General features: G+C 41.1%; 23 protein-coding genes. 18 read left to right on the top strand and 5 right to left on the bottom strand.

Translation table 11 applies throughout. The features are described from left to right. Positions 1 to 38 precede the first annotated feature (38 nt). From lysS to L4C37_RS07800, 5 genes are all read left to right on the top strand, one after another. Positions 39 to 1,571 (top strand): lysine--tRNA ligase, encoded by a 1,533-nt coding sequence (gene lysS, locus L4C37_RS07820; RefSeq protein ID WP_137374542.1) that lies wholly within the window; start codon positions 39 to 41, stop codon positions 1,569 to 1,571. A 242-nt stretch (positions 1,572 to 1,813) separates the two neighbouring features. Next, positions 1,814 to 3,148, top strand: a complete 1,335-nt coding sequence (gene vpsR, locus L4C37_RS07815; protein WP_137374543.1) for a cyclic-di-GMP-binding transcriptional regulator VpsR — start codon at positions 1,814 to 1,816, stop codon at positions 3,146 to 3,148. A 273-nt stretch (positions 3,149 to 3,421) separates the two neighbouring features. Next, on the top strand, positions 3,422 to 3,544 hold the full coding sequence (locus L4C37_RS07810) for a hypothetical protein (protein ID WP_257217142.1): 123 nt from the start codon (positions 3,422 to 3,424) through the stop codon (positions 3,542 to 3,544). A gap of 109 nt (positions 3,545 to 3,653) precedes the next feature. Continuing rightward, positions 3,654 to 3,905, top strand: a complete 252-nt coding sequence (locus tag L4C37_RS07805; protein ID WP_137374544.1) for a DUF1127 domain-containing protein — start codon at positions 3,654 to 3,656, stop codon at positions 3,903 to 3,905. A 200-nt stretch (positions 3,906 to 4,105) separates the two neighbouring features. After that, on the top strand, positions 4,106 to 4,417 hold the full coding sequence (locus tag L4C37_RS07800; protein ID WP_273297293.1) for a DUF6482 family protein: 312 nt from the start codon (positions 4,106 to 4,108) through the stop codon (positions 4,415 to 4,417). A 39-nt stretch (positions 4,418 to 4,456) separates the two neighbouring features. On the opposite strand, the gene mutH is transcribed toward L4C37_RS07800, so the two are convergent. Beyond that, the gene (gene mutH / locus L4C37_RS07795) at positions 4,457 to 5,122 is read right to left on the bottom strand and encodes a DNA mismatch repair endonuclease MutH (RefSeq protein ID WP_273297294.1); all 666 of its coding nucleotides are present in this window, start codon (positions 5,120 to 5,122) and stop codon (positions 4,457 to 4,459) included. Between the two features lie 611 nt (positions 5,123 to 5,733). Between mutH and rppH the strand changes: the two genes are divergently transcribed. The 5 genes from rppH to L4C37_RS07770 all read left to right on the top strand — a co-directional run bounded on the left by rppH (position 5,734) and on the right by L4C37_RS07770 (position 11,057). Beyond that, complete coding sequence (gene rppH, locus L4C37_RS07790; RefSeq protein ID WP_137374547.1) at positions 5,734 to 6,252, top strand: RNA pyrophosphohydrolase; 519 nt, start codon at positions 5,734 to 5,736, stop codon at positions 6,250 to 6,252. Positions 6,253 to 6,254: 2 nt separating this feature from the next. Further along, positions 6,255 to 8,504, top strand: a complete 2,250-nt coding sequence (gene ptsP / locus L4C37_RS07785) for a phosphoenolpyruvate--protein phosphotransferase (protein WP_429768284.1) — start codon at positions 6,255 to 6,257, stop codon at positions 8,502 to 8,504. An 8-nt stretch (positions 8,505 to 8,512) separates the two neighbouring features. Next, complete coding sequence (locus L4C37_RS07780) at positions 8,513 to 9,304, top strand: sulfite exporter TauE/SafE family protein (RefSeq protein WP_137374549.1); 792 nt, start codon at positions 8,513 to 8,515, stop codon at positions 9,302 to 9,304. 71 nt (positions 9,305 to 9,375) lie between these two features. Then, complete coding sequence (gene lgt / locus L4C37_RS07775; protein ID WP_273296149.1) at positions 9,376 to 10,179, top strand: prolipoprotein diacylglyceryl transferase; 804 nt, start codon at positions 9,376 to 9,378, stop codon at positions 10,177 to 10,179. Positions 10,180 to 10,205: 26 nt separating this feature from the next. Then, the gene (locus L4C37_RS07770; RefSeq protein ID WP_429768283.1) at positions 10,206 to 11,057 is read left to right on the top strand and encodes a thymidylate synthase; all 852 of its coding nucleotides are present in this window, start codon (positions 10,206 to 10,208) and stop codon (positions 11,055 to 11,057) included. Between the two features lie 213 nt (positions 11,058 to 11,270). Here L4C37_RS07770 and L4C37_RS07765 read toward each other — a convergent pair whose 3' ends face one another. Further along, positions 11,271 to 12,416 (bottom strand): Na/Pi symporter, encoded by a 1,146-nt coding sequence (locus L4C37_RS07765; RefSeq protein ID WP_137374552.1) that lies wholly within the window; start codon positions 12,414 to 12,416, stop codon positions 11,271 to 11,273. Between the two features lie 386 nt (positions 12,417 to 12,802). Between L4C37_RS07765 and nhaR the strand changes: the two genes are divergently transcribed. Continuing rightward, a complete protein-coding gene (nhaR, locus tag L4C37_RS07760; RefSeq protein ID WP_273296150.1) occupies positions 12,803 to 13,693 on the top strand; it encodes a transcriptional activator NhaR in 891 nt (296 codons plus the stop codon). A 131-nt stretch (positions 13,694 to 13,824) separates the two neighbouring features. Next, complete coding sequence (locus tag L4C37_RS07755; protein WP_137374554.1) at positions 13,825 to 14,118, top strand: ArsR/SmtB family transcription factor; 294 nt, start codon at positions 13,825 to 13,827, stop codon at positions 14,116 to 14,118. 215 nt (positions 14,119 to 14,333) lie between these two features. Here L4C37_RS07755 and rpsT read toward each other — a convergent pair whose 3' ends face one another. Further along, a complete protein-coding gene (gene rpsT, locus L4C37_RS07750; protein ID WP_137374555.1) occupies positions 14,334 to 14,594 on the bottom strand; it encodes a 30S ribosomal protein S20 in 261 nt (86 codons plus the stop codon). A 251-nt stretch (positions 14,595 to 14,845) separates the two neighbouring features. On the opposite strand from rpsT, the gene murJ reads away from it, so the two are divergent. The 6 genes from murJ to ispH all read left to right on the top strand — a co-directional run bounded on the left by murJ (position 14,846) and on the right by ispH (position 22,691). Continuing rightward, entirely contained in the window at positions 14,846 to 16,408 is a 1,563-nt protein-coding gene (murJ, locus tag L4C37_RS07745) for a murein biosynthesis integral membrane protein MurJ (RefSeq protein WP_429768281.1), read from the top strand. Between the two features lie 71 nt (positions 16,409 to 16,479). Beyond that, the gene (gene ribF / locus L4C37_RS07740) at positions 16,480 to 17,415 is read left to right on the top strand and encodes a bifunctional riboflavin kinase/FAD synthetase (protein WP_372267869.1); all 936 of its coding nucleotides are present in this window, start codon (positions 16,480 to 16,482) and stop codon (positions 17,413 to 17,415) included. A 63-nt stretch (positions 17,416 to 17,478) separates the two neighbouring features. Further along, the gene (gene ileS / locus L4C37_RS07735) at positions 17,479 to 20,355 is read left to right on the top strand and encodes an isoleucine--tRNA ligase (protein WP_372267866.1); all 2,877 of its coding nucleotides are present in this window, start codon (positions 17,479 to 17,481) and stop codon (positions 20,353 to 20,355) included. 82 nt (positions 20,356 to 20,437) lie between these two features. Further along, a complete protein-coding gene (gene lspA, locus L4C37_RS07730; RefSeq protein WP_137374559.1) occupies positions 20,438 to 20,944 on the top strand; it encodes a signal peptidase II in 507 nt (168 codons plus the stop codon). Between the two features lie 150 nt (positions 20,945 to 21,094). Further along, the gene (fkpB, locus tag L4C37_RS07725) at positions 21,095 to 21,526 is read left to right on the top strand and encodes an FKBP-type peptidyl-prolyl cis-trans isomerase (protein WP_137374560.1); all 432 of its coding nucleotides are present in this window, start codon (positions 21,095 to 21,097) and stop codon (positions 21,524 to 21,526) included. Positions 21,527 to 21,746: 220 nt separating this feature from the next. After that, positions 21,747 to 22,691 (top strand): 4-hydroxy-3-methylbut-2-enyl diphosphate reductase, encoded by a 945-nt coding sequence (gene ispH, locus L4C37_RS07720; protein WP_429768280.1) that lies wholly within the window; start codon positions 21,747 to 21,749, stop codon positions 22,689 to 22,691. A gap of 91 nt (positions 22,692 to 22,782) precedes the next feature. Here ispH and btsR read toward each other — a convergent pair whose 3' ends face one another. Next, the gene (btsR, locus tag L4C37_RS07715; RefSeq protein ID WP_137374562.1) at positions 22,783 to 23,514 is read right to left on the bottom strand and encodes a two-component system response regulator BtsR; all 732 of its coding nucleotides are present in this window, start codon (positions 23,512 to 23,514) and stop codon (positions 22,783 to 22,785) included. A 73-nt stretch (positions 23,515 to 23,587) separates the two neighbouring features. Next, positions 23,588 to 25,288 (bottom strand): LytS/YhcK type 5TM receptor domain-containing protein, encoded by a 1,701-nt coding sequence (locus tag L4C37_RS07710; RefSeq protein WP_429768279.1) that lies wholly within the window; start codon positions 25,286 to 25,288, stop codon positions 23,588 to 23,590. Positions 25,289 to 25,440: the final 152 nt, after the last annotated feature.

The raw sequence follows: 25,440 nt of genomic DNA, 5'->3' as shown, positions 1-25,440 counted from the left end.
TATAGCTGTCCAAATTATAAAAGCAGGGTACATCTCTAATGACTGATGCTGTTCAAAATGAAAACGCACAAGAAGCTTCTTCACCTGAAGAGAACAAACTAATCGCTGAGCGCCGCAGCAAGCTGGATCACATCCGCCAAAACTGCAAAGCTAACGGTCACCCAAATGACTTTCGTCGTGAGCACCTAGCGGGCGATCTTCAAGCGGAATTCGGTGAGAAGACTAAGGAAGAGCTAGAAGAGCTTAACCACATCGTTGCGATCGCTGGTCGTGTTATGGCGAAGCGTGGTCCATTCCTTGCGATTCAAGAAACTTCTGGTCGTATCCAAGCATACGCAGCGAAAGATGTACAAAAAGTACTGAAAGAGAAGTACCAAGGCCTAGATATCGGTGACATCATCGGTGTTAAAGGTGCGCTTCACAAATCAGGTAAAGGCGATCTTTACGTGAACATGGAAGAGTTTGAATTGCTAACTAAAGCACTTCGTCCTCTACCAGAAAAGTTCCACGGTCTAACTGACCAAGAAATGCGTTACCGCCAGCGTTACGTTGACTTAATCGTGAACGAAGACTCTCGTAAGACATTTATTGTGCGTTCTAAGCTTGTGTCTTCAATCCGTAACTTCATGAGCTCAAAAGGCTACCTAGAAGTTGAAACGCCAATGATGCACGTGATCCCGGGTGGTGCGACTGCACGTCCATTCATCACTCATCACAACGCATTAGACATCGACATGTATCTACGTGTTGCACCTGAACTTTACCTTAAGCGTCTAGTGGTTGGTGGCTTTGACCGTGTATTCGAGATTAACCGTAACTTCCGTAACGAAGGTCTTTCTCCACGTCACAACCCAGAATTCACAATGATGGAATTCTACCAAGCGTACTCTGATTACAAAGATCTAATGGATCTAACGGAAGAGATGCTAAGCACAGCAGCTATGGACGTTCTTGGTTCGACTTCTATGCCTTACGGTGACGAAACGGTTGAGTTCGGTGGCACTTACGCTCGCATGAGCATGTTCGATGCAATCAAACACTACACACCTGAAAATGCAAACATTCAAGCTCTTACTGAAGACGATCTTCAGAACAGAGAATTGATGGTTAAAATTGCAGAAGAAGTGGGTCTTTACGTTGAGAAATTCTGGACTTGTGGTCAGCTTCTTGAAGAGATCTTTGGTGAAACAGCTGAGCCTCAGTTAATTCAACCAACGTTCATTACAGGTTACCCAGCGGACATCTCTCCACTAGCTCGTCGTAGCGACAGCAACCCATTCTTCACAGACCGCTTTGAGTTCTTCATCGGTGGCCGTGAAGTGGCGAACGGTTTCTCTGAGCTTAACGATGCACAAGACCAAGACGAGCGTTTCAAAGCACAAGTTAACGCAAAAGACGCGGGTGATGATGAAGCGATGTACTACGATGCAGATTATATTACTGCACTAGAGCACGGCTTACCGCCAACAGCGGGCCAAGGCATCGGTATCGACCGCCTAGCAATGCTATTTACAAATACGCATACTATCCGTGACGTAATCTTGTTCCCAGCAATGCGCCCACAAGCTTAATTGATAAATCAATAAGTTATAAATATCTAAAACCACCTTCGGGTGGTTTTTTTGTTTTTATAGAAAAATCGTATATAGCCCGCACTATTTATTCGAAACATCACTGAATATGACATAGTCTTACTATTGAGACTGGTTATCTTGGATAGTCTCATTACTGTAACGTTTGTATTTTTAATGCGACTAAGACTTATTTTAGTTTTTGTTGATGAATTTAATCATAAATAAAGTAAGGAAATAGGATGGGAACTCAATTCAAGATGGATTCCTTACCAGGTTCTCTTATCGTCGTGGGTGGTGCGTATGAACCTTGGCTATCTGTTCTAGAACAGGTTGGCTGGCAATGCACACAATGTGCTGATTTACGTAAAGCGGATGCCTTAATTACCAGTACAGGTCCATGTATTGGTATCGTTGATTTAAGCCACGATGAATTCAGTTTAAATGGGATAGCGAACCTAGTTAGTACGCATAAACAAGTTCGCTGGCTGGCTTTTATCCGAGAGTCGCAATTAGGTTCGGATACTATTTGCCAGTTTATCGTTAATTTCTGTATCGACTTTTTCACAGCTCCGATCCCAGATGCCCAATTATTAAATACTATTGGCCATCAGCTTGGCATGCTTAAGCTAGAAAAAAAGGTATGGCCTAATTATGGTAATAGCCATGATATGGGGCTACTTGGTGAATCTGTAGCCGTTAAGCGATTAAGAGATCAAGTCAAACGCATCGGCCCTACCGATGTCAGTATCTTAATTTATGGTGAAAGTGGATCGGGGAAAGAAACCGTTGCTAGGGCGATTCACAATACTTCTTCACGAGCACATAACCCTTTTCTTGTTGTTAATTGCCGAGCCTTATCCGAGGAAAGGATTGAGTCGGATTTATTCGGGGTATCTCATAGTCATAACCCTAAAACCTCAATATTAGAACAGGCAAATGGTGGAACGGTTTTATTAAATGATGCTCTTGCTATGCCAAAATCTCAGCAAATGAATCTATTGAGATTTTTACAGGAAGGGAAAGTTGATACTCCGACAGGTTCAAAAGCTGTCGATGTCCGTATTCTTGCCGCGAACTCTTCGGATATAGAAAAAGCACTGATTGACGGTGAGTTTAACGAAGAGCTGTATCATTACATCAATGTGCTAAGAATTAATGTACCTAGCCTCAAAGAGCGTGCTGGGGATATTTCTATTCTGTCCGGTTATTACTTACAAGAGTATTCAAAAGAGTTTAATGCGCAAGCTCGTAGCTTTTCTGAAGATGCGATGAAAGCACTCACTCGTTACCATTGGCCTGGTAATATTCGTGAACTCATGAATCAACTAAAACGTGCAGTACTTATGTCGGACTCGGTAATGATTGATGAAGCAGCATTAGAGCTACCAAAGCATAATGATGGAAAGCGGAGTCTTAAAAGTATCCGTGAACGCTCTGAAAAGGATGCTTTAATTCTTGTCTTAGAATCACATTGTGGGCAAGTGTCATTAGCGGCAAAAGAGCTAGGGGTATCAAGAGCAACAATGTATCGTTTGTTGAATAAGCACAGCTTAATATCTGAAAGCACTATATAGAGAAATTACTATGTAGAGAAATCGAGCCACGTATCTAGCGTGGCTTTTTCGTTTCAGCGATATATTCTTTAGTTTTTATATAGCTCTTATGAATATGTTATATTTAAACGGATATGCAACAACTTACTAGGTGAATACTTTGTTTTCATAATGTTATAAATTTATAGGTTGAATTTTATACTCATTTGAATAGAATTTAACCGTGAAAGCAAAGTTATCTCTGCTTTATACATCATCATATATTTGGATTTTTTAGTTAGCTTGGAGGCGTAAATGAAACATTTTAATTTTATTCATCACATTTACGCATCGTCGGATTGTAGCAAAGATATGCCTGCTTACATGGCTGGTACATTTATGACTACCGATCTAGCCACCCAAGATAAATCTAACTAACAGATCCGTACCCTTATTTGGCTGCGGAAATAGCAGCTAAATGGGAACCTACCCCTTATCTCATCTAGAACGCTATTTTCTCAGTTAATCCTATTACTGGAGAATTATTATGCGTCACTCAATTTATTTAAAACTTGCGACTGTTCTTGTTCGTGCAGATCTACGCCGAGAAGAAAGAGAATGGCAACGAAAAGTTCGCCGTAGTTCATTTGATTTACCATGGGAAAACAAACATTTACTAAGAGATATTGGCTTGGAAAGTGATGGTCGACCTATTGCGTTTTCTGAACCTGAAGCTGTAACTATTGAGCGTCGAGTTCGTCATCTACGCCGAGTTTTAAGTGCACGAATACCAACGTAATATATGGGGTTGAGATACCTTCAGCCCCTAAACTGTATTGTGAGATATTTATTATGGTGTCGGGATTATTAGAGTGATCTTGAATGAATATCAAATTGAAAAGAGAAGTGGTTACTCACTTCTCTTTTTACGTTTCAAATGTATTTTTTAGCAAAGTAAATGACTTCAACTAAGCTTGAATAGAGCAGTGGAGGTGAATTATGCAAAAACATCAATTAGACATGTGGTTACACGGGCATCACAAGGAGTCTTATCAACCACCTAAAGTGTATGTGATTGGGTGTTCGGATGTTACTGAATACTTATTGGCAGTTGAATATAAGCATAAACTTGAACCAGTAAAAAAAGGCGGGGAGCCGTTACATTTCGGATCTTTGGATCAAGTAAAAGAAGAGCTAGTGCGATTGGGTATAGAGAAAGCGTATTTACGATTACACAATGCGTACGATGAGTTCGGCTCTACACCAAGCCAGCCCTATTGTGATATAGAGCTGTCATTAACTACGCATTAATTAAAAAGCCTTCAGAAATATAGATTAAAGGCTAAATAATTATAGGTAATGTGTCGTTAAAATTTGATGAGTAAATTGCGTTCTTAAATAGAAGCCTCTTGGCTTAGTTTTTATTGGTTTTCCATTTACGCCATAAGCTTCTGTGAGAACTCGGCTATTGGCTGCTTTTGGACGTAAGTGCAGAGCCTCTCCGTACCGGGCGGTGATTTGCTGTATGTTGCCGAGCACTATAATTTCCATTAGCTCTTCCCAGTCTCTTCTTAACACGTCCTCTTCTTCAGAGCTTGGTGTCCAAAGCAAAGGCGATCCAACTCTTCTATCCGCTAAAGGAATTTCTCTTTCTCCTTCAACTGGTATCCACAGCACTTTAGATAACTTATTTCGCACATGGCTGGTTTCCCAAGTTAAACCTTGTACACCGATCAGTGGAGCAACACAGACAAAAGTTGTCTCTAGTGGCTTTCCGCTATAACTGATAGGAATGCTTTTTAATTCGATCCCTAAGTTAACAAAATCTTGTTGAGGTTTACTGCCGGCGAGCGCTCCTAAATGCCATTCAAGTAACTGCCCAACCCAACCTTTATCTCGTTTAAGATCTGGTGGTACATCCATCTTGGCTTCGTTGGCTAACTCTTGAAATGACAATCCAGCAATAGCATTGGCTCTTTCTAGTAATTCTTCTTGGGTTTTAGGTTCTGGTTTCATAATAAAGAGGCAATATAAAAAATGAATTTTATCAGAAGTTATTGGAAATGATTACCGGTTAATAAACGATCTTGCAGTGCATCCTTTGATCAAAATTAAGGTTATCCACAGATTAGTTACGTAAAAATAAAAATAATTGCGATCTGTATAAATAAACAGGCGTTTTAAGATGAATAAATACTTGCTATATCAAGAGTAAAATGAAGCTTTTAGTGTGCTGTGTGGATAAAGGTCACATTGGTTGATCTTTGACCGATTGTTTTTCTGTAAAGATCCTTCCGGTTTTATTTTTATTTTAGTTTTTACTTTTATTTTAACTTGTTGATTTTTAATTGTTATATTTTTAAAGTTAAAGTGCTCAATAACTTTTCAATCTACATGAAGATTATTGATAGCCGATTATTGTTAATTCTTCACATAGTTATTCACAGAAAAGGTGAATAAATGTGGTCTATGTCTCACTCTTATGTGGGTAACTTAAATTTGAACAAAAGTTATCCAGAATTAAGAATAAAATCATAAATATCGGTTTAATCACATCACTAAGTTTGCTCCGCTTGGGGATATGTGGAAAAATCAATGTAATTAAAAATTTAGATAGAGGTTGGCCAGTGATAGATGGCGATGGTTACCGATTAAACGTTGGTATTGTAATCTGTAACAACCATGGTCAGGTCTTCTGGGCTAAACGATACGGGCAACATTCTTGGCAGTTTCCCCAAGGGGGGATTGATGAAGGTGAAACTCCAGAGCAGGCAATGTTCCGAGAGTTATATGAAGAAGTTGGTCTAACAAAAAAGGATGTGAAAATCGTTGCGACTAGTCGTCATTGGTTACGCTATAAGCTACCCAAACGCTTAGTTCGATGGGATTCAAAACCTGTCTGTATTGGACAAAAACAGAAGTGGTTTCTTCTACGACTAGATTGCGATGAATCTCGTATTAATATGCAGCGTGGAAGTACACCTGAATTTGATGGTTGGCGCTGGGTAAGCTATTGGTACCCAGTAAGACAAGTCGTTTCTTTTAAGCGAGATGTGTATCGTCGAGCAATGAAAGAATTCGCATCTTTAGCAATGCCGTTTAAAGAGCGAAAGACAAAAGGAAAACGTAAACAACGTAGAGGGTAAGCATGCTCAGTCAACTAAGGGACATAGTTGAACAAGTTTCAAGGGTTGAAGATGTTTATACTGCTCTTGATATTTTAGTAAAAGAGACATGCAGCGCGATGCAGACTGAATGCTGTACCGTGTACCTTGCTAACGATGAAATGCAGCGCCTTGAGTTGATGGCAACTCAAGGTCTGAATTTTAAAACTGACAGTATTCATATTAAATTTTCGGAAGGTTTAGTTGGTCTTGTTAAACGCAGTGCCGAACCTATTAACCTTGCAGAAGTCTCAAATCATCCTGCTTATAAGTTTTTCCCTGAACTAGGTGAAGATGTTTATCACTCTTTTTTAGGCACTCCAATTATCTATCGCAAGCAAGTGCTTGGCGTACTGGTTATTCAACAAAAGTCACCCCGTTTATTCAGTGAAATGGAAGAATCTTTCCTTGTCACTCTTTCTGCCCAGCTGGCTGTGATTGTTGCCCATGCACAAACGCAAGGTTTATGGCGTTTAGAGCAACAACAGCGTTTATCAAGCAAAGGTATCGCAGCTTCTTCGGGTGTAGCAATTGGCGATCTTTGGTGGGACAACACTCAACCTGAACTGACTGACGTCTATCCGGCCTCTACGCTTAATATTGAAAAAGAGCATGAGCAGTTGGTAGTGGCTATTGAAAATGCGCTGAGTGACTTTAGGCGTATGAGAAAGCGTTTAGATAGTGATATTAATAAAGATGCTTTGGCGATCTTTGATTTATTTACTCACTTACTGAACGATCCAATGCTTCGTAAAGATCTGAAATCTCAGATTCAAAAAGGTGATAGGGCGGATTGGGCACTAAGACAAGTCGTTGAAAGTTATTCAAACCGCTTCGCCAGAATGTCGGATGTGTACTTAAGAGAACGTGCTCAAGATATTCGCGAATTAGGACAAAGGTTACTCTACTTTCTCCATAATACTGAATATGAACAGCGTTCTTTAGAAAAGCCAATAATTTTAGTCGTTCGAGAGTTAACCGCTTCTGTTTTAGCTTCTATCCCTAAAGGGAAGTTATTAGCAGTGGTTTCTCTTGAAGGGGCTGCAAACTCTCATGCTGCTATTTTGTCTCGTGCTTTAGGCGTACCAGCAGTCATGGGGCTGAGCCTGAACCTCGAACAAATAAATGGTAAGCAAGCCATTGTTGACGGTTACAGCGGTGAAGTGTTCATTGAACCTGATAGTAACTTACTGAGTGAATATGGTGAGTTAGTGTTAGAGGAGAGTGAGCTCTCTTCAATGGTCAATCAAGAGCTGTTTAAACCGGCACTGACACAAGACGGCAGGCATGTTGATATTTTGTTGAATGCGGGGCTGAGTGCTGATACCAACATTGCACTTAATCAAGGTGTTGATGGCGTTGGCTTGTATCGAACTGAAATCTCTTTTCTTTTACAGCAGCGCTTCCCTTCAGAAGATGAGCAAGTGAAGCAGTATCGTTCAGTCTTGGAGAGCTATCCGAATAAACAAGTGGTTATGAGAACGCTTGATATTGGTGGAGATAAAGCCTTGCCGTATTTTCCAATTGAGGAAGATAACCCATTCTTAGGCTGGCGTGGGATTCGTTTTACACTCGATCATCCCGATATTTTTATCATTCAATTACGCGCAATGCTTAGAGCAAGCTGTGACAGTCAGAATTTAAGTATTTTACTTCCGATGATCTCTGGTGCACAGGAACTTGATGATGCCATCAAACTTATTGAACAAGCTTATGATGAAGTGAGTTTGTTGGATAGCCGAGTGAGAATGCCACGTATAGGGATTATGCTGGAAGTGCCTTCAATCGTGTATTTACTGCCTCTTATTGCTAATAAAGTGGATTTTGTATCAGTCGGCACCAACGATTTAACTCAATATTTATTAGCCGTAGACCGGAACAATTCACGTGTAGCGAGTGTCTATGAATCTATGCACCCTGCAGTGATTATGGCTTTGAAACAAATACACGATACTTGTAAACAACATTCATTACCTGTCTGTATATGTGGTGAGCTTGCAGGGGACCCGATGGGAGCCTTGTTATTAGTTGGGTTAGGGTATGACACCCTAAGTATGAACACCTCTAATGTTGCAAGAACTAAGTATTTGATTCGCCAATCTACGCATCAAGAGCTACAAGATTTGGCGAATAAAGCATTATCACAGCCCTACGGAAGTAGCATCTATAGTATGATGTTACGTTATTTTGAAGAACGAGAGTTTACTGGCTTTATTCGAGCGGGTAAGAAATAGGATATAACGTGACATATGAACTAATAGGCTTGCTAGTAGTATTAGGTGCGGTAGTTGGCGTATTAGCAGGTTTACTGGGTATTGGTGGCGGGCTACTTGTTGTTCCTGCTCTCCTTTTCCTCCTTCCGAAATCTGGGATATCCCCTGATATTGCTATGCAAATGGCACTGGCAACCTCTTTAGCCACAATAATAGTGACTTCAGGTTCATCCGCTTTAAATCATCTAAAGCTGGGTAATGTTGATATATTTGTTATTAAGTGGTTGATGCCAGGGGTCGTGATAGGGGGCTTCATGGGGTCTTTTATTGCAGATGTCATCCCTACGGAATACCTTCCTAAAGTTTTTGGTTTCATTGTGTTGCTACTTGCACTGCAAATGCTGCTATCGATTCGTTCGACCAGTCAAAAGTCTATGCCAAGTTCAGCTAAAACCATCATCTATGGTAGTGGGATTGGTGTTATTTCAAGCCTAGCTGGAATCGGTGGTGGATCATTGTCTGTGCCTTTTTTAAATTATCATGGCATAGAGATGCGTAAAGCTGTGGGTTCGTCCTCAGTGTGCGGTTGTGTGATTGCTTTATCAGGCATGCTTGGGTTTGTTTGGCATGGTTCATCCGTCGAACATTTACCTGAATACAGTGTTGGCTATGTGTACCTACCTGCTTTAGTTGCCGTTGCGAGTGCTTCTGTGCTGACAACTCGCATAGGGGCAAAGCTTGCTACTCAATTACCGACATCGGTTTTAAAAAAATTCTTTGCTGTATTTTTAATGTTCATTGCTGGCGCTATGTTGCTGTAGTCCCATTTCAGTATTCTTAGTCCGCGCGTTTCATTCATTGTTATTCATTTTATTGTTATAGAGAGTCGAGTATGTCTCAGGGGTTTATTGAATTCCCAAATATTGATCCTGTTCTTATCGAACTAGGTCCTATTGCTGTTCGTTGGTACGGGTTGATGTACCTTGTTGGTTTTATGTTTGCTATGTGGTTAGCGAACCGCCGAGCTGATAAGCCGAATAGTGGGTGGACGAGAGAGCAAGTGTCTGACTTATTGTTCGCTGGCTTTCTTGGAGTAGTAATTGGTGGGCGTGTTGGTTACGTTCTGTTTTACAACTTTGATTTGTTTTTGCAAGACCCGCTATATCTGTTCAAAGTATGGACCGGTGGTATGTCTTTCCACGGTGGTTTACTAGGTGTTATTAGCGCAATGTTCTGGTACGCACGCAAGAACGGTCGACCATTCTTTGGCGTGGCTGATTTTATCGCACCTTTAGTTCCGTTTGGTTTAGGGATGGGACGCCTAGGTAATTTCATGAACAGTGAATTATGGGGACGTGTAACAGATGTTCCATGGGGTATTGTTTTCCCTAACGGTGGACCCTTACCTCGACATCCGTCTCAGTTGTATGAGATGGCATTGGAAGGTATTGTTTTATTCTTAATCCTCAATTGGTTTATTCGTAAACCTCGCCCGTTAGGTTCTGTTTCTGGTCTGTTCTTGATGGGGTACGGTTCTTTCCGCTTCCTTGTTGAGTATGTACGAGAGCCTGATGCCCACCTTGGTTTGTTTGGTGACTTCATCTCTATGGGGCAAATATTATCGCTACCAATGGTGATCTTAGGTGCGTTGATGGTGGCGTGGGCATACAAATCAAACAGTAAAGTTGTTCAGTAGAATTCATTTTTGTTAGGAAAGTTATCGTGAAGCAGTATTTAGATCTTTGTCAGCGTATCGTAGATGATGGTGTGTGGATTGAAAATGAGCGGACAGGTAAGCGCTGTCTTACCGTGGTTAATGCCGATCTAACCTACAATGTTGGTCAGAATCAATTCCCGCTAGTGACAACTCGTAAAAGTTTTTGGAAAGCGGCTGTTGCAGAGCTCCTTGGTTACATCCGAGGTTACGATAATGCAGAAGACTTCAGAAAGCTTGGTACCAAGACTTGGGATGCCAATTCAAACTTAAATGACGCCTGGCTAAATAATCCTTACCGTAAAGGTGAGGATGATATGGGGCGAGTTTACGGTGTTCAAGGTCGAGCATGGGCTAAACCTGATGGCGGTCATATCGATCAATTGAAGAAAATTGTGGATGACTTGACTCGTGGTGTTGATGACCGCGGGGAGATTCTTAATTTTTATAATCCAGGTGAATTCCACATGGGTTGCTTAAGACCGTGTATGTATAGCCATCATTTTTCTTTATTGGGTGACACTTTATATTTAAATAGCACTCAGCGCTCTTGTGACGTGCCACTTGGACTTAATTTCAATATGGTTCAGGTTTATGTGTTTTTGGCTATCATCGCTCAAATTACAGGTAAGAAGCCTGGCGTGGCTTATCATAAAATTGTGAATGCCCATATATATGAAGATCAACTGGCGCCAATGAAAGACATTCAGTTGAAAAGAGAGCCGCTAGCTTCTCCTACTTTTCATATTAACCCTGAAATTAAGTCACTTGAAGATTTAGAAACTTGGGTGACATTAGATGATTTTTGGGTCGAAGGCTATGAATGCCATGATGCAATTAAGTATCCATTTTCGGTTTAACCTTTCCTAGTTGTTCTTTTGTTAAAGCGAGAAAAAATGGGAAAGGAGATAAGTAATCTTCGATAGATAACTTTAGATAAAGAAATAATGAAAAGGTTGGCTAGAAATAGCCAACCTTTTTTGTATCTGAAACTTTATCTTTGGATACAAAAATCCCCGCCTCAATGAGAGCGGGGATTTTTATTTAATATCGTATTTTATGAAAGGTAATGTCTATGCTGTTAGAGCAAGAATAGTACCTGGCATTACGATGAATACTGCAGCTAAGTAACCAGCAACAACAGCTTTGTTTTTTACTGCCATGTCAGAGATGAAATCTGCGCCCTTAACCGGCAGTTCACGTAGGAACGGAATACCATAGATAAATACTGTAGCCATCAAGTTAAACACTAAGTGAACAAGGGCAATCTGGAGTGCAAATACTGCGAACTCACCGGAAACGGCTGTTGCTGCAAGTAAAGCGGTAATACATGTACCGATGTTAGCACCAAGAGTGAACGGGTAAACATCACGAACCTTAAGGACACCCGTACCTACAAGTGGAACCATTAAGCTTGTCGTTGTAGAAGATGACTGTACTAGAATCGTTACAATTGAACCTGAAGCGATACCGTGAAGTGGACCACGACCAATTGCATTCTTTAGAATTTCACGAGCACGACCAACCATCAAACTCTTCATAAGTTTACCCATCACAGTGATTGCGATGAAGATAGTTGCGATACCCAATACAATCAGCATAACGCCGCCGACAGTATCACCAAATGTTGATAGAGGCTCTTTAATCGCGCTCACAACAGGCTTAGTAATAGGCTTGATGAAGTTAAAGCCTTTAATGCTCATATCACCAGTTGCTAGCATTGGAGAAACCAACCAATGAGAAATCTTTTCTAACATACCAAACATCATTTCTATTGGTAAGAAGATGGCAACGGCAAGGAGATTAAAGAAATCGTGAATAGTAGCACTTGCAAAAGCACGCTTAAACTCATCTTTACAACGTACATGACCAAGGCTAACTAGCGTATTAGTTACTGTTGTACCAATGTTAGCACCCATAATCATAGGGATAGCGACTTCAACTGGTAAACCACCAGCAACTAAGCCAACAATAATTGAAGTAACAGTACTTGATGATTGAATAAGAGCCGTAGCGGTTAAACCGATCATTAAGCCAGCAACAGGGTGAGATGCAAATTCAAATAAAACTTTTGCTTGTTCGCCCGTTGCCCATTTAAAGCCTGTACCTACCATTGAAACAGAAAGTAGTAGTAGGTAAAGCATGAATGCCAAGTTAGCCCAGCGTAGCCAGCGAGTAGTGCTCGCCATTGGCGCTGCTGCAGTAGTAGCTTGGTTCATAATGTATTCTCCATTTGACTGTAAGAGTCTGTGTTAAGTCTATGAGTTAATCTGAGCGTGATGTTAGAGGGGAAATATTTCAGTAATATTACATTTTTATGAGGTCTCTTTTTTTTCGTGATGTTTTAACTGTGAAATATGTAAATATAAAATGACACGCTAGTATCTATATGTTTTTAAAGGTTTTATTTTGGTTTTTGTTCGGTGGGATCTAGCTCGATTATTTGAATTTTTTTTCGGTTTTTATTTTTAATATGACAATGTGAAAATTGATATGTAGGAAAAACTATCGTTATTGTTCATTTGCGTAGGTTTTTACGAACTGTTTGAGGGGGCGTGTCATATTTGATATAAATAGAGGTGAATCCCACGATAATTGAGTCTCTATGTCGCACCTAAATTATAACCACCTTTACTATTTTTGGATGGTCTGCAAGCAAGGGTCTGTTACTAAAGCTGCTGAAGCATTGTTTTTAACACCTCAAACAGTAACTGGTCAGATTAAAGCGCTTGAAGAAAGAATGGATGGCAAATTAACGAAGCGAAATGGTCGTAGTGTTGAACCCACAGAGCTCGGTCAGTTAGTTTTCAAATATGCAGATCGTATGTTTGGCTTAAGCTACGAGATGCTTGATATCGTTAACTATAGTCAGCATTCCAATATTTTATTTGATGTAGGCGTAGCGGATGCTTTGTCTAAAAGGTTTGTCAGTAAAATATTAATGACTACCATTCCTGATGACAGCCGAATCCATTTACGTTGTTTTGAGTCTACTCATGAATTGCTACTTGAACAGTTATCACAGCATAAGCTAGACATGATTTTATCTGACTGTCCTGTTGATTCAGGGAAAAGCCCTGGGTTATTCAGTAAAAAGCTAGGTGAAAGCGGTATGAGCTTTTTCTGCTCTGGGGACATCGAAGGTGTCAGTTTTCCTGCAGTATTAGAACAAAAAAAATTGCTCATTCCTGGAAGTCGAACATCAATGGGCAGAAAGGTATTACAGTGGTTTGATAGGCAAGGGCTAAAGCCAGATATTCTTGGTGAGTTTGATGATGTTGCATTGATGAAGGCTTTTGCTCGTTATCATCCAGATGTGATCTTATTGGCACCAACGGTTTATATATCAGAACTTGAAGAAGACATCTCTTTACAATTACTTGGTGATATTGAAGAGTTTAAAGAAGAGTACTACGTCATATTTGCTGAAAGAATGATTCAGCACCCGGCAGTGAAAAATGTGTGTGATGCTGATTTCAGTAAGTTGTTTGAATAGCCTTATCTATAAATGAATAGTTTGGAAAAACATCAATTTGGATTATTATTCCAAGTATATTAGTAGTAAATCGTATTAGTAACATCGAATTTTCTGGTTATGAATGTCAGAAGTTGTATAGGAGTCGGCTTATGAACTTGAAAGATATGGAACAAAACTCATCTCAAGCGGTGATTTTGTTAAAAGCGATGGCTAATGAGCGACGTTTACAAATTTTATGCTTACTGCACAACTCTGAACTATCTGTTGGTGAACTGTGTGGGATGCTGGAATTAAGCCAATCTGCGCTATCTCAACATTTAGCGTGGTTACGCCGAGATGGTTTAGTCCAAACGCGTAAAGAAGCACAAACTGTTTATTACACTTTGAGTAGTGGTGAAGTGAAGGCGATGATTGAACTTCTACACAGCATCTACTGTGAGTAAAGAAACGAGCTGAAAATAAAAACTAAGTATCGAGTTCTGAAGTGAAGAAGTTGAAGGTTAAAAGTTGCATCAGGCTCTATTAGAAAAATAGAAATAAGCTATAAGTGCGAATTAATGGCTTAGACCAGGTGGTAAAAGCGAGATACTCAAATTTCAGATATAAAAAAACCGGCCAAGGCCGGTTTTTTCGTTAAGCGTTGTAATCGCAGTTCTAATTAAAGAGCTTTGATTGCAGCAGCGAAACGAGACTTATGACGAGCAGCTTTATTCTTATGAATAAGGCCTTTAACCGCCATACGGTCTAGAAGTGGTGTAACTTCTACAAGAGCTGCAGTTGCAGCTTCTTTATTGCCAGCTTCAATAGCTGCAATAGTTTTTTTCATGTAAGTGCGCATCATAGAACGACGACTAGCATTGTGCTGGCGACGTTTCTCAGCTTGGATAGCGCGCTTCTTAGCAGATTTACTGTTTGCCAAGGGTCTAACTCCCAAAAACTTAGTTCGGTGACAATTTAAGGGCGAGGACTATCCCTCATTAGCGCTTAATTGTCAAATGATTTGTGCAAAAACCCAGCTAAGCCAAACAATATTTGGATTGGAAGAGTCATCGCGGTTAAGATGGCGGGGATTCTAACAGCATTTGTAGACCAATGCTAATAAATATACCTTCAAGAATAGGATAGTATTTATCCTTGCCTAAAAGTAATCAACCAGTGTCAGAGGTTTTTGTGAGTAAACGACTGTTAAAGTCAGGCATGATCGTCAGTGCAATGACGTTTGTCTCCCGAGTGTTAGGGCTTGTACGAGATGTTGTCGTCGCCAATTTAATGGGGGCTGGAGCAAGTGCCGATGTCTTTTTCTTTGCAAATAAAATACCCAATTTTTTGCGCCGCTTATTTGCCGAAGGGGCATTCTCTCAAGCTTTTGTTCCTGTATTAACTGAATACCATGCAAAAGGTGATAAAGATAAAACCCGTGATTTGATTGCTAAAGTGTCAGGTACCTTAGGTGTCTTAGTTTCCATTGTGACTATTGCTGGTGTTTTAGGATCTGGGATTATAACTGCCATGTTCGGAGCCGGGTGGTTTATTGATTGGCTTAATGATGGACCGGCAGCTCCTAAGTTTGAATTGGCGAGCTTTATGCTCAAAATTACTTTTCCTTATTTATGGTTTATCACTTTTGTTGCTTTGTCTGGAGCCATTCTTAATACCCTAGGTAAATTTGCTGTTTCGTCATTTACACCTGTTTTTTTGAACGTGATGATTATCGGCAGTGCGTGGTTTATCTCTCCTAATCTTGCTCAGCCTGAAATTGGCTTAGCAATCGGCGTATTTTTAGGTGGCTTAGTCCAATTTCTTTTCCAAATGCCCTTTCTTATCAAAGCTGGAGTATTGGTTAAGCCTAAATGGGGATGGCGAGATCCGGGGGTTGTAAAGATCCGCACATTAATGATCCCAGCCTTATTTGGTGTATCTGTCAGTCAAATTAATCTGTTGTTTGACACATTCATCGCGAGTTTCTTAGCAACTGGCTCTATCAGTTGGCTTTATTACTCAGATAGATTACTCGAATTCCCCCTTGGTCTATTTGGTATCGCAATTGCGACCGTGATTCTTCCTGCTCTATCCCGTAAGCACGTTAATTCACAAGGTGATGGCTTTGCTCACACCATGGATTGGGGGGTTCGTATGGTTCTTTTATTAGGAATTCCAGCAATGTTGGGGCTGATAGTCTTAGCTAAACCAATGTTGATGGTTTTATTCATGCGAGGAGAATTTACACCACATGATGTAGACCAAGCTTCAATGTCTCTTGTCGCTTATGCTTCTGGGCTGCTGAACTTTATGTTGATTAAGGTACTAGCCCCTGGATATTACTCACGACAAGATACAAAAACGCCAGTGAAATACGGCATTATCGCCATGACCACTAATATGGTGTTCAACGCTATCTTTGCTTATTTTTATGGTTATGTAGGGTTAGCAATTGCCACTGCACTTTCAGCATTCGTAAATATGGCATTACTTTACAGAGGCTTGCATCGAGCGGGTGTTTATCAGCTAACTAAGACCACTTTAATATTCAGTGCTAAATTGGTGTTAGCTGGTGGTGTTATGGTGTCGGCAATATTATGGCAGCTAGAAAGCTCCCAGCAGTGGCTATCTTGGACCTTTGCTCACCGAGCATTTATGTTAGCTGCGTTAATTGGTTTTGGTGCGGCAGCTTATATCGCTTCAGTGCTTGTTTTAGGTGTCCGAGTAAAACATTTAAAAGCCGCGACAGATTAATGCTGATTAGTATATAATCCGTCGGTTTCACACAATAAATGATGCAAAATTACAGGTTTTAGCTGGTTATAATGGAACTTATCCGAGGCATTCACAATATTAAAGCACAGCATCATAGCTGTGTATTAACCATAGGTAACTTTGATGGTGTTCATTTAGGGCATCAGGAAGTTTTACAACAAGTATCGCGTCAAGCTGACTTGTTAGCGTTACCTTCTGTCGTTATGACATTTGAACCGCAACCTATGGAATTTTTTGCTAGGGATAAAGCGCCGGCGCGCCTGACTCGCTTGCGAGATAAGTTTGTTCAGCTCAGTAAACTTGATATTAATCGATTGCTGTGTGTGAATTTTAATCAGTATTTTTCGAGTTTATCCGCCGAAGCATTTATTAAAGAATTGCTTGTCGATAAGCTTGGCGTTAAGTTTTTAGTTGTTGGTGACGACTTCTGCTTTGGTAAAGGTCGTACCGGTAATTTCGCTATGTTAAAGCAAGCGGGTGAAAAATATGGTTTTGAGGTGGTGAGCACCCAAAGCTATTGTTTAGATAAACGCCGCGTGAGTAGCACGGAAATACGAAATGCATTAGCTGCAGATGATTTTGCAAATAGTGCTACGATGCTAGGGCGTGATTACAGTATCAGTGGTCGCGTTTCTCATGGTCGTAAATTAGGAAGAACGATAGGTTTTCCTACGGCTAATATTCCTCTTAAACGCTGTGTCTCTCCTGTATCTGGAGTCTATGTTGTGCAAGTTCTCGATCTTGATGGGGTGACCGTCGGTGGAGTGGCTAACATAGGGCAAAGACCAACAGTTGATGGAATTAGGCAACAACTAGAAGTACACTTTTTTGACTTTAAAGCCAATTTATATGGTAAACAGTTAGAAGTAGTACTTTTACATAAATTGCGTGATGAAAAGAAATTTGAATCATTTGACGCACTTAAAAATCAAATAGAATTAGATGCTGAAGCTGCAAGGGTGTTGTTGCTTCAGTTAAAGAATTAACCGGATGATTCCACTGGTTAAAATAATGTCTAACCTCGCCCAATATGACGGAATTAAGAATCGATGAGTGATTATAAAGATACCCTGAACTTACCTGAAACAGGGTTTCCAATGCGCGGCAACCTGGCTAATCGTGAGCCAGAAATGCTTAAACGTTGGTACAAAGAAGATCTTTACGGTGAAATCCGTAAAGCAAAGAAAGGTAAAAAGTCTTTCGTACTACATGATGGCCCTCCATACGCGAACGGCGATATTCATATTGGTCACGCGCTGAACAAGATTCTTAAAGACATTATTATTAAATCTAAGACCCTTTCTGGTTTTGACGCACCGTACATTCCAGGTTGGGACTGTCATGGTCTTCCAATTGAATTAATGGTTGAGAAGAAGAAAGGTAAGCCTGGTCAGAAGATCTCTGCTGCTGAATTCCGCGAAGAGTGTCGTAAGTACGCAGCAGGTCAAGTTGAAGGTCAGAAAGAGAGCTTCAAGCGTCTTGGTATCATGGGCGAGTGGGACAAACCTTACCGCACTATGGATTTTGGCACTGAAGCGAACATCATTCGTTCTCTAGGCAAAATTGCAGACAAAGGTCACCTTCTTAAAGGTTTCAAACCTGTTCACTGGTGTACTGACTGTGGTTCTGCTCTAGCTGAAGCTGAAGTTGAATACAAAGATAAAGTTTCTCCATCTATCGATGTGAAATTTTCTGCAGCTGACGAAGCTGCGCTTCTAGAGAAGTTTACTCTAGCTGAAGGACACGCTGGACAAGGCGAAATCTCTATCGTTATCTGGACGACAACACCATGGACTTTGCCTGCAAACCGCGCAGTATGTCTACGTGATGATCTAGAATACGTACTTATTCAAGTTGAAGCGAATGGCGAACAGCCAGCCCAACGTATCGTTGTTGCTTCTGAACTAGCAAAAGACGTAATGGACCGTGCGGGTATCGAGCGTTTCCATAACCTTGGTTTTGCTACTGGTGCTGATCTTGAGCTTTCTCAGTTTAATCACCCGTTCTACGACTTCACGGTTCCTGCTGTTCTTGGCGACCACGTTACAACAGATTCTGGTACTGGTGTGGTTCACACTGCTCCGGGTCACGGTCAAGAAGATTTCGTGGTTGGTAAAAAGTACAACCTAGAAATCGCTAACCCAGTAGGTTCTAACGGCGTTTACCTGCCAGACACTGAGCTATTTGCTGGTCAGCACGTATTCAAAGCGAACGACTCTGTTTTAGAAGTTCTAAAAGAGAAAGGTGCATTGCTGCACCACCACGCTTACGAGCACAGCTACCCACATTGTTGGAGACACAAAACTCCAATCATCTTCCGTGCAACACCACAATGGTTCATCTCTATGGATCAAGCTGGTTTACGTGCTAAAGCACTAGAGTCAACGAAGAATGTTGAGTGGATGCCTGAGTGGGGTCAAAGCCGTATCGAAGGTATGATCGAAGGTCGCCCTGAATGGTGTATCTCTCGTCAACGTACTTGGGGTGTGCCAATTGCTCTGTTCGTTCATAAAGAAACGTCAGAACTTCACCCAGAAAGCCCAGCTCTTATTGAAAAAGTAGCAAAGCTTGTTGAAGAGAAAGGTATCCAAGCTTGGTGGGATGTAGATGCTGCTGAACTTATGAGCGCTGAAGACGCTGATAAGTACGAAAAAGTAATGGATACGCTAGACGTATGGTTTGACTCTGGTGTTACGCACTTCTCGGTTGTGGATTCTCGTGAAGAGTACAACTTCCCGAATGAAGAAAGAACGCACAGTGCTGACCTATACCTTGAAGGTTCTGACCAACACCGTGGTTGGTTCCAGTCTTCTCTAATTTCATCTATCGCGATGAAAGACGAAGCGCCATACAAGCAAGTGCTAACGCACGGTTTCGTGGTTGATGGTAACGGCCGTAAGATGTCTAAATCTATCGGTAATGTTGTTGCTCCTAAAGATGTAACTAATAAGCTAGGTGCGGATATTCTGCGTCTATGGGTTGCTTCTACGGACTACACGAACGAAGTCGCGGTTTCTGACGAGATCCTTAAGCGTTCAGCTGATGCTTACCGCCGTATTCGTAACACAGCTCGTTTCTTCCTTGCGAACTTAAACGGTTTCAATCCTGCAACTGATCTGGTTCCTGCTGATGAAATGGTAGCACTTGATCGTTGGGCTGTAGGCCGTGCTCAAGCTGCACAAGAAGAGATTGTTAAAGCATACGGCGAGTACAACACTCACGGTGTGACTCAGCGTCTAATGCAGTTCTGTTCTATCGAAATGGGTTCTTTCTACCTTGACGTAATTAAAGACCGTCAGTACACAGCGAAGCAGGGCAGCCATGCTCAACGTAGCTGTCAAACTGCGCTTTACTACATCGTAGAAGCACTAGTTCGTTGGATGGCACCTATCATGTCATTCACAGCTGATGAAATCTGGAACGAAATGCCAAGCTCTTTACCAACTGGAGAGCAGCGCGATACGTTCGTATTCACTGGTGAATGGTTCGAAGATCTATTCGGTCTTGCAGAAGGTGAAGAACTAAGCAACGAATTCTGGGCTGAAATCCAGTCAGTTCGTGGCGCAGTGAACAAGCTTCTTGAAGACGCGCGTAAAGAAAAAACAATCGGTGGCGCACTGCAGGCTGAAGTAACTCTGTACGCTGACGACGCACTAGCGGCGAAAATCAACAAACTAGAAGATGAGTTACGTTTCGTACTGATTACTTCTGCAGCTGTTGTTAAGCCACTTAGCGAGAAGTCTGATACTGCTCAAGCAACGGACGTTGAAGGTCTATTTGTTGAAGTAGCCGCAACAGAAGCTGAGAAGTGTGACCGTTGTTGGCACCATACTCCAGATGTAGGCACAATTGAAGGTCACGAAAAAGTATGTGGTCGTTGTGTGACAAACGTCGATGGTGAAGGTGAAGTGCGTAAATACGCATAATTTGCTAGCAAGCAACTGAACTTTTTAGAAATATTATAGCCCCAGTATCTACTGGGGTTATTTTTAGGTTTTAGGAAAAGGTATGAGTGAACAATCACTAACATTAAAACAATCTGGTGTACGTTGGTTATGGTTAGCTCTGCTAGTCTTTATTGCTGATATCGCCATTAAGTTAGTTGTTATGGATAATATGGGATACGGCTGGGCAAATCGCATTGAGATCCTACCGTTTTTTAACTTACTGTATGTTCATAATTACGGTGCTGCTTTTAGCTTCTTAAGCGATCAAGGCGGATGGCAGCGTTGGCTATTTACCGGTATCGCTTTTGTGGTAACAGGCATGCTGACTTACTGGATGAGTAAGCTTCCAGCATCGGAGAAGTGGAACAACATCGCTTATGCAATCATCATTGGCGGTGCGGTTGGTAATGTATTTGACCGTGTTGTGCATGGCTTTGTAGTGGATTACCTAGACTTCTACTGGGGCGCATACCACTGGCCTGCGTTTAACTTAGCGGATATGGGGATCTGTATCGGCGCTGCGATGATTATATTAGATGGTTTTCGCAAGAAAGATGAAAGTAAATAAGCTGCTCTGAAGTCAGTCTATGACTCACAGATTAGAATAGCCCTAAGCGCTGTCGGTTGATTCCAACAGCGCTTTTTGTTTATGCTGCACAGGATAAGACAATCAAATAAAACTGTTCTTCCAATAATAAAGAAATCTAAGGAAAGTCACGTGGTAGCAATTAAAAAAGATTCAGCAGTAACTCTACATTTTACGATCAAAATGCAAGATGGATCTGTTGCCGATAGTACTCAGAATATGGGCAAGCCAGCGAAATTTATTATGGGTGATGGAAGCCTGAGTGAGAATTTTGAGCAATGCTTGATCGGCTTAGAAGCTGGTACAAAAAAGTCGATTGAATTAAAAGCAGAAGATGCGTTTGGTATGCCGAACCCTGACCATATTCATCATATGGATCGTGCGAAATTCGTTGGTGATGCAGAAGTTGAAGTCGGTACTATCATGGCGTTTTCAGGTCCTGACGGTATGGAAATTCCAGGTATTATTACTGAAATCGCTGGTGACTCGGTGACGGTTGATTTTAATCACCCCCTCGCGGGACAAGATGTTACTTTCGACGTAGATATTTTAGAAGTTGAATAGAGATTGATTGGCAAGGCTAAGAGGTTCTAGCCTTGCCTTCGGATAGACATAGCACCTTACAGTCGATCCTAACCAAGCGCTTCACTGTTTTTGAGCTTCACTGTAGAATGCATGCTTCGCTAATCGCGAACTCCATGGAAACGATTTTAGCCCCGCTTTAAGCTTATAGCCTCTGCGTTAAGCTATGGGTATGTAAAGTGACAATGAATTGAGCAATAAAATGAAAATAATGTTAGCTAACCCTCGTGGCTTTTGTGCCGGTGTTGATCGTGCGATCAGTATTGTTGAACGTGCACTTGAGATGTATCAGCCGCCTATTTATGTTCGTCATGAAGTGGTTCATAACCGTTTTGTTGTTGAAGGGTTAAAACAGCGTGGTGCTATCTTTGTTGAAGAAATCAGTGAAGTGCCTGATGATAATATCGTGATCTTTTCTGCCCATGGTGTATCACAAGCTGTTCGCAAAGAAGCGAAAGAGCGCGAACTTACCGTTTTTGATGCGACTTGCCCGTTGGTAACGAAAGTTCATATGGAAGTGGCTCGTGCAAGCCGCAAAGATATGGAAGTGGTATTGATTGGTCATGCTGGTCACCCTGAAGTTGAAGGTACTATGGGGCAATACGCTAGTAAGTCAGGTGGTATGTATTTGGTAGAGAAACCGGAAGACGTTCAACATTTGATAGTTAATGATGCGTCCAACTTGCACTATGTCAGCCAAACGACATTATCGGTTGATGAAACCGCTGATGTGATCGAAGAGCTGCGCCGTGTTTTTCCTGAGATCCAAGGTCCACGTAAAGACGATATTTGTTACGCGACACAAAACCGACAAGATGCCGTTCGTGAAATGGCGAATGATGTAGATGTGGTTATTGTTGTTGGTTCTAAGAACTCATCAAACTCCACAAGACTAAAAGAATTAGCCGAAAAGTTAGGTACGCCAGGTTATCTAACAGATTGCCCAGAAGACATAAAACCTGAATGGGTCGAAGGCAAGGTTAAGATAGGTGTTACAGCCGGTGCATCAGCTCCTGAAGAGCTTGTGAATCAGATCCTTGATCGTATTCGAGAGTTAGGTGCTGAGGGGATTGAAGAGATTCAAGGGCGTGAAGAAAATATGTTTTTCGAAGTGCCTAAAGAGTTACAAATAAAACAGATAGACTAACGATTCTAAATGGGGTTTGAGTGTAAGTCGTACTCAAATCCCATGACTCGTCCATACTTGCCTTATGAACAATGTTTGAATTACCCGCCCACTATTGAATCCCTAACTGCTCTTTTAATACTTTCAAATAGCGCCGGCTCACTGGGATCTCAAAGCCAGTTGAAGTGATGATTTCAGCCAAACCATTCTCTAAAAGCTTTATTTCTTGAATCCATTGTATATTCACTAAAAACTGCCTGTGACAGCGAATCAAATGAGTTTTTTCCTCTAGTACCTTTAGTGTCAGTTGTGAGCAAGCAGTTTGTGTTGAGCTTCTTACATGAACACCACTAATATCAGAGTAAGCGCACTCGACTGATTTACTCGACATAATCACAATTCTGTTATGCCCAATACAGGGAATTTGCTCTAAATTTTCAGGTGCGATTTCATTAACACTTTGCACTGGTAGAGTGAGCCCTTGGTTGTGCACCTTACTTAATCTAGTCACGCTTTTTTTCAGGCGCTGTGGTTCTACGGGTTTAAGCAAGTAATCAAAAGCATTGTCTTCAAAAGCTTGAATCGCATATTGATCGTAGGCAGTAACAAAAACAACGTAAGGCATAGAATCAGGGTCGAGCATGCTAAGTAATTCAATTCCAGTGACCTGTGGCATTTGAATATCAAGATAAACCACATCGGGCTTGAGTTGGTTTATTTTCTTCAAACCTTCAATCGCATTACTTGCTGAGCCAATCACTTCCACACCGCCAGTTTCAAGAAGAAGCTCCGTTAACTCCTCTCGTGCAAACTGTTCGTCGTCGATGACTAATGCCTTCAACATACTTGCTCCTTAAGAATAAGCGTGCCGTGTAAAGCTATCTTCGCTTGTAAAAGTCTCGTTCCTTGTGACATTTCTAAACCTGATTATGAGTATGTGATTGGAAATGATCTTGCTTAGGGATCATAAAGCTCATTCGGGTAAATTGCTGTGGAATACATTCTATTTTTAATGAAGATTGAGCGCCAAATAGATGAGTGAGTCGCTTATCTACAATTTCCATGCCTAGCCCTTGATGGTTATCCTCGGGATCTTGGTAATTACCAGCATTGTCTTCGACTGTAATTTTAAAACCATGAGCAGTTTCTTGGCTGTATATTCGAATGCATCCACCTTCGAGTAAGTTCGATATCCCATGTTTAATGGCGTTTTCAACCAAAGGTTGCAAAGTGAAGCTTGGAATCTTCAAGTCATATAAACTCGGGTCTATCTCCCAAATAATTTCAAGCCGATCAGTAAAGCGAGCTTTCTCAATCGTAAGGTAGGAATTGACGTGAGCAAGTTCATCTTTGACTGTTACCGAGCTGATGTTTTGCTTGAGATTACTGCGGAAAAATTGAGAAAGGTGCTGTATTAATCCTCGCGCTGTATCCGGATCTTTTCTTGTAACTGCACTAATGGTATTCAAAGCATTGAACAAAAAATGTGGGTTTACCTGTGCGTGTAAAAGTTTTATTTCGGCTTGAGTAAGTAAGGTTTGCTGTTGCTGATAATTACTAAAAAGCAGTTGGCTTGAAAGCAGTTGGGCAATACCTTCAGCCATAGACATGTTGATGGTAGAAAATAACTTTAGCTTAGGCTCGTACAGCTTTATTGTGCCGACCACCTCATCACCTGAACGTAATGGAATAATGAGTGCAGATCCTAATTTACAGTTGACGGATAAGGAGCATTGGTATGGAGTATCTTTACCATCCAGATAAATAATATCGTTTTTATTCATTGCTTCGAGGGTGGAATGCGAAGAAATTGGCGTATTGGGTTTATGGTGTTCATCGCCAATGCCTACAAAAGCTAAAATTTTCTCTCTATCGGTAATGGCGACTGCACCAACATTGGTTTCCTCATAGACAATACGAACAATTTGCTCTGCGTTTTTTGAATTAAACCCACCATGTAGTATCCCCACAGAACGTTCTGCAATGGTCAAAGCTCGGCGAGAGAAGGTCGCAGAATACTTCTCAAAAATGGTTTTTTTATCTTGGATAATGCTCATAAAGAGTGCAGCACCACATGAGTTTGCGATAATCATTGGCGCAGCAATATCAGAAACAAGCGCGTAAGACTGAGCAAAAGGCTTGGCAACGATCAGTAAGACGAGCATTTGGATAATTTCGGCAAACAATGTGATTGAGAAAACAACCATAGGGTTAAATAGTTGCTCCGTTTTATTCCTGCGAACTAAATAAATATGAAGTAGCCCGCCAATTAGACCTTCGGCGGTGGTAGAAATAGCACAAGCAAGGTCGGTAAATCCCCCTAATGAATATCGATGAATTCCTCCTGTTAGCCCAACGGCGAAGCCAACTACAGGCCCTCCAAATAACCCGCCCATGACCGCTCCAATCGCTCGTGTATTAGCAATGGCGTCATTGATTTGCAAGCCAAAATACGTACCCATGATACAAAATAATGAGAATACGACGTAGAGACTGAACTTATGTCTTAGTCGAGAAGAAACATTGAGTAAAGGAAGGAAAATTGGCGTTTTACTTAGCATGTAAGCAAGTACTAAGTAGACGCACATTTGTTGAAGTAAGGAGAGAACCAGTTCCATTACAAACCCTTAAAGATCAGATGTTATAAGTTTAAGTGATTGATTAGTATTAAACAAAACAAATAAGGGATTAGATGGAAAGGCTTAACCTTGGCGTAGGTAATGATTAAAGTTAGGTAGAAAACAGATGTTATGACCTAACTTTAATCACT

Source organism: Vibrio kagoshimensis, from assembly GCF_050337535.1.
Taxonomy (GTDB): Bacteria; Pseudomonadota; Gammaproteobacteria; order Enterobacterales; family Vibrionaceae; genus Vibrio; species Vibrio gallaecicus.
This window is presented reverse-complemented; position numbering and strand designations above follow the sequence as displayed.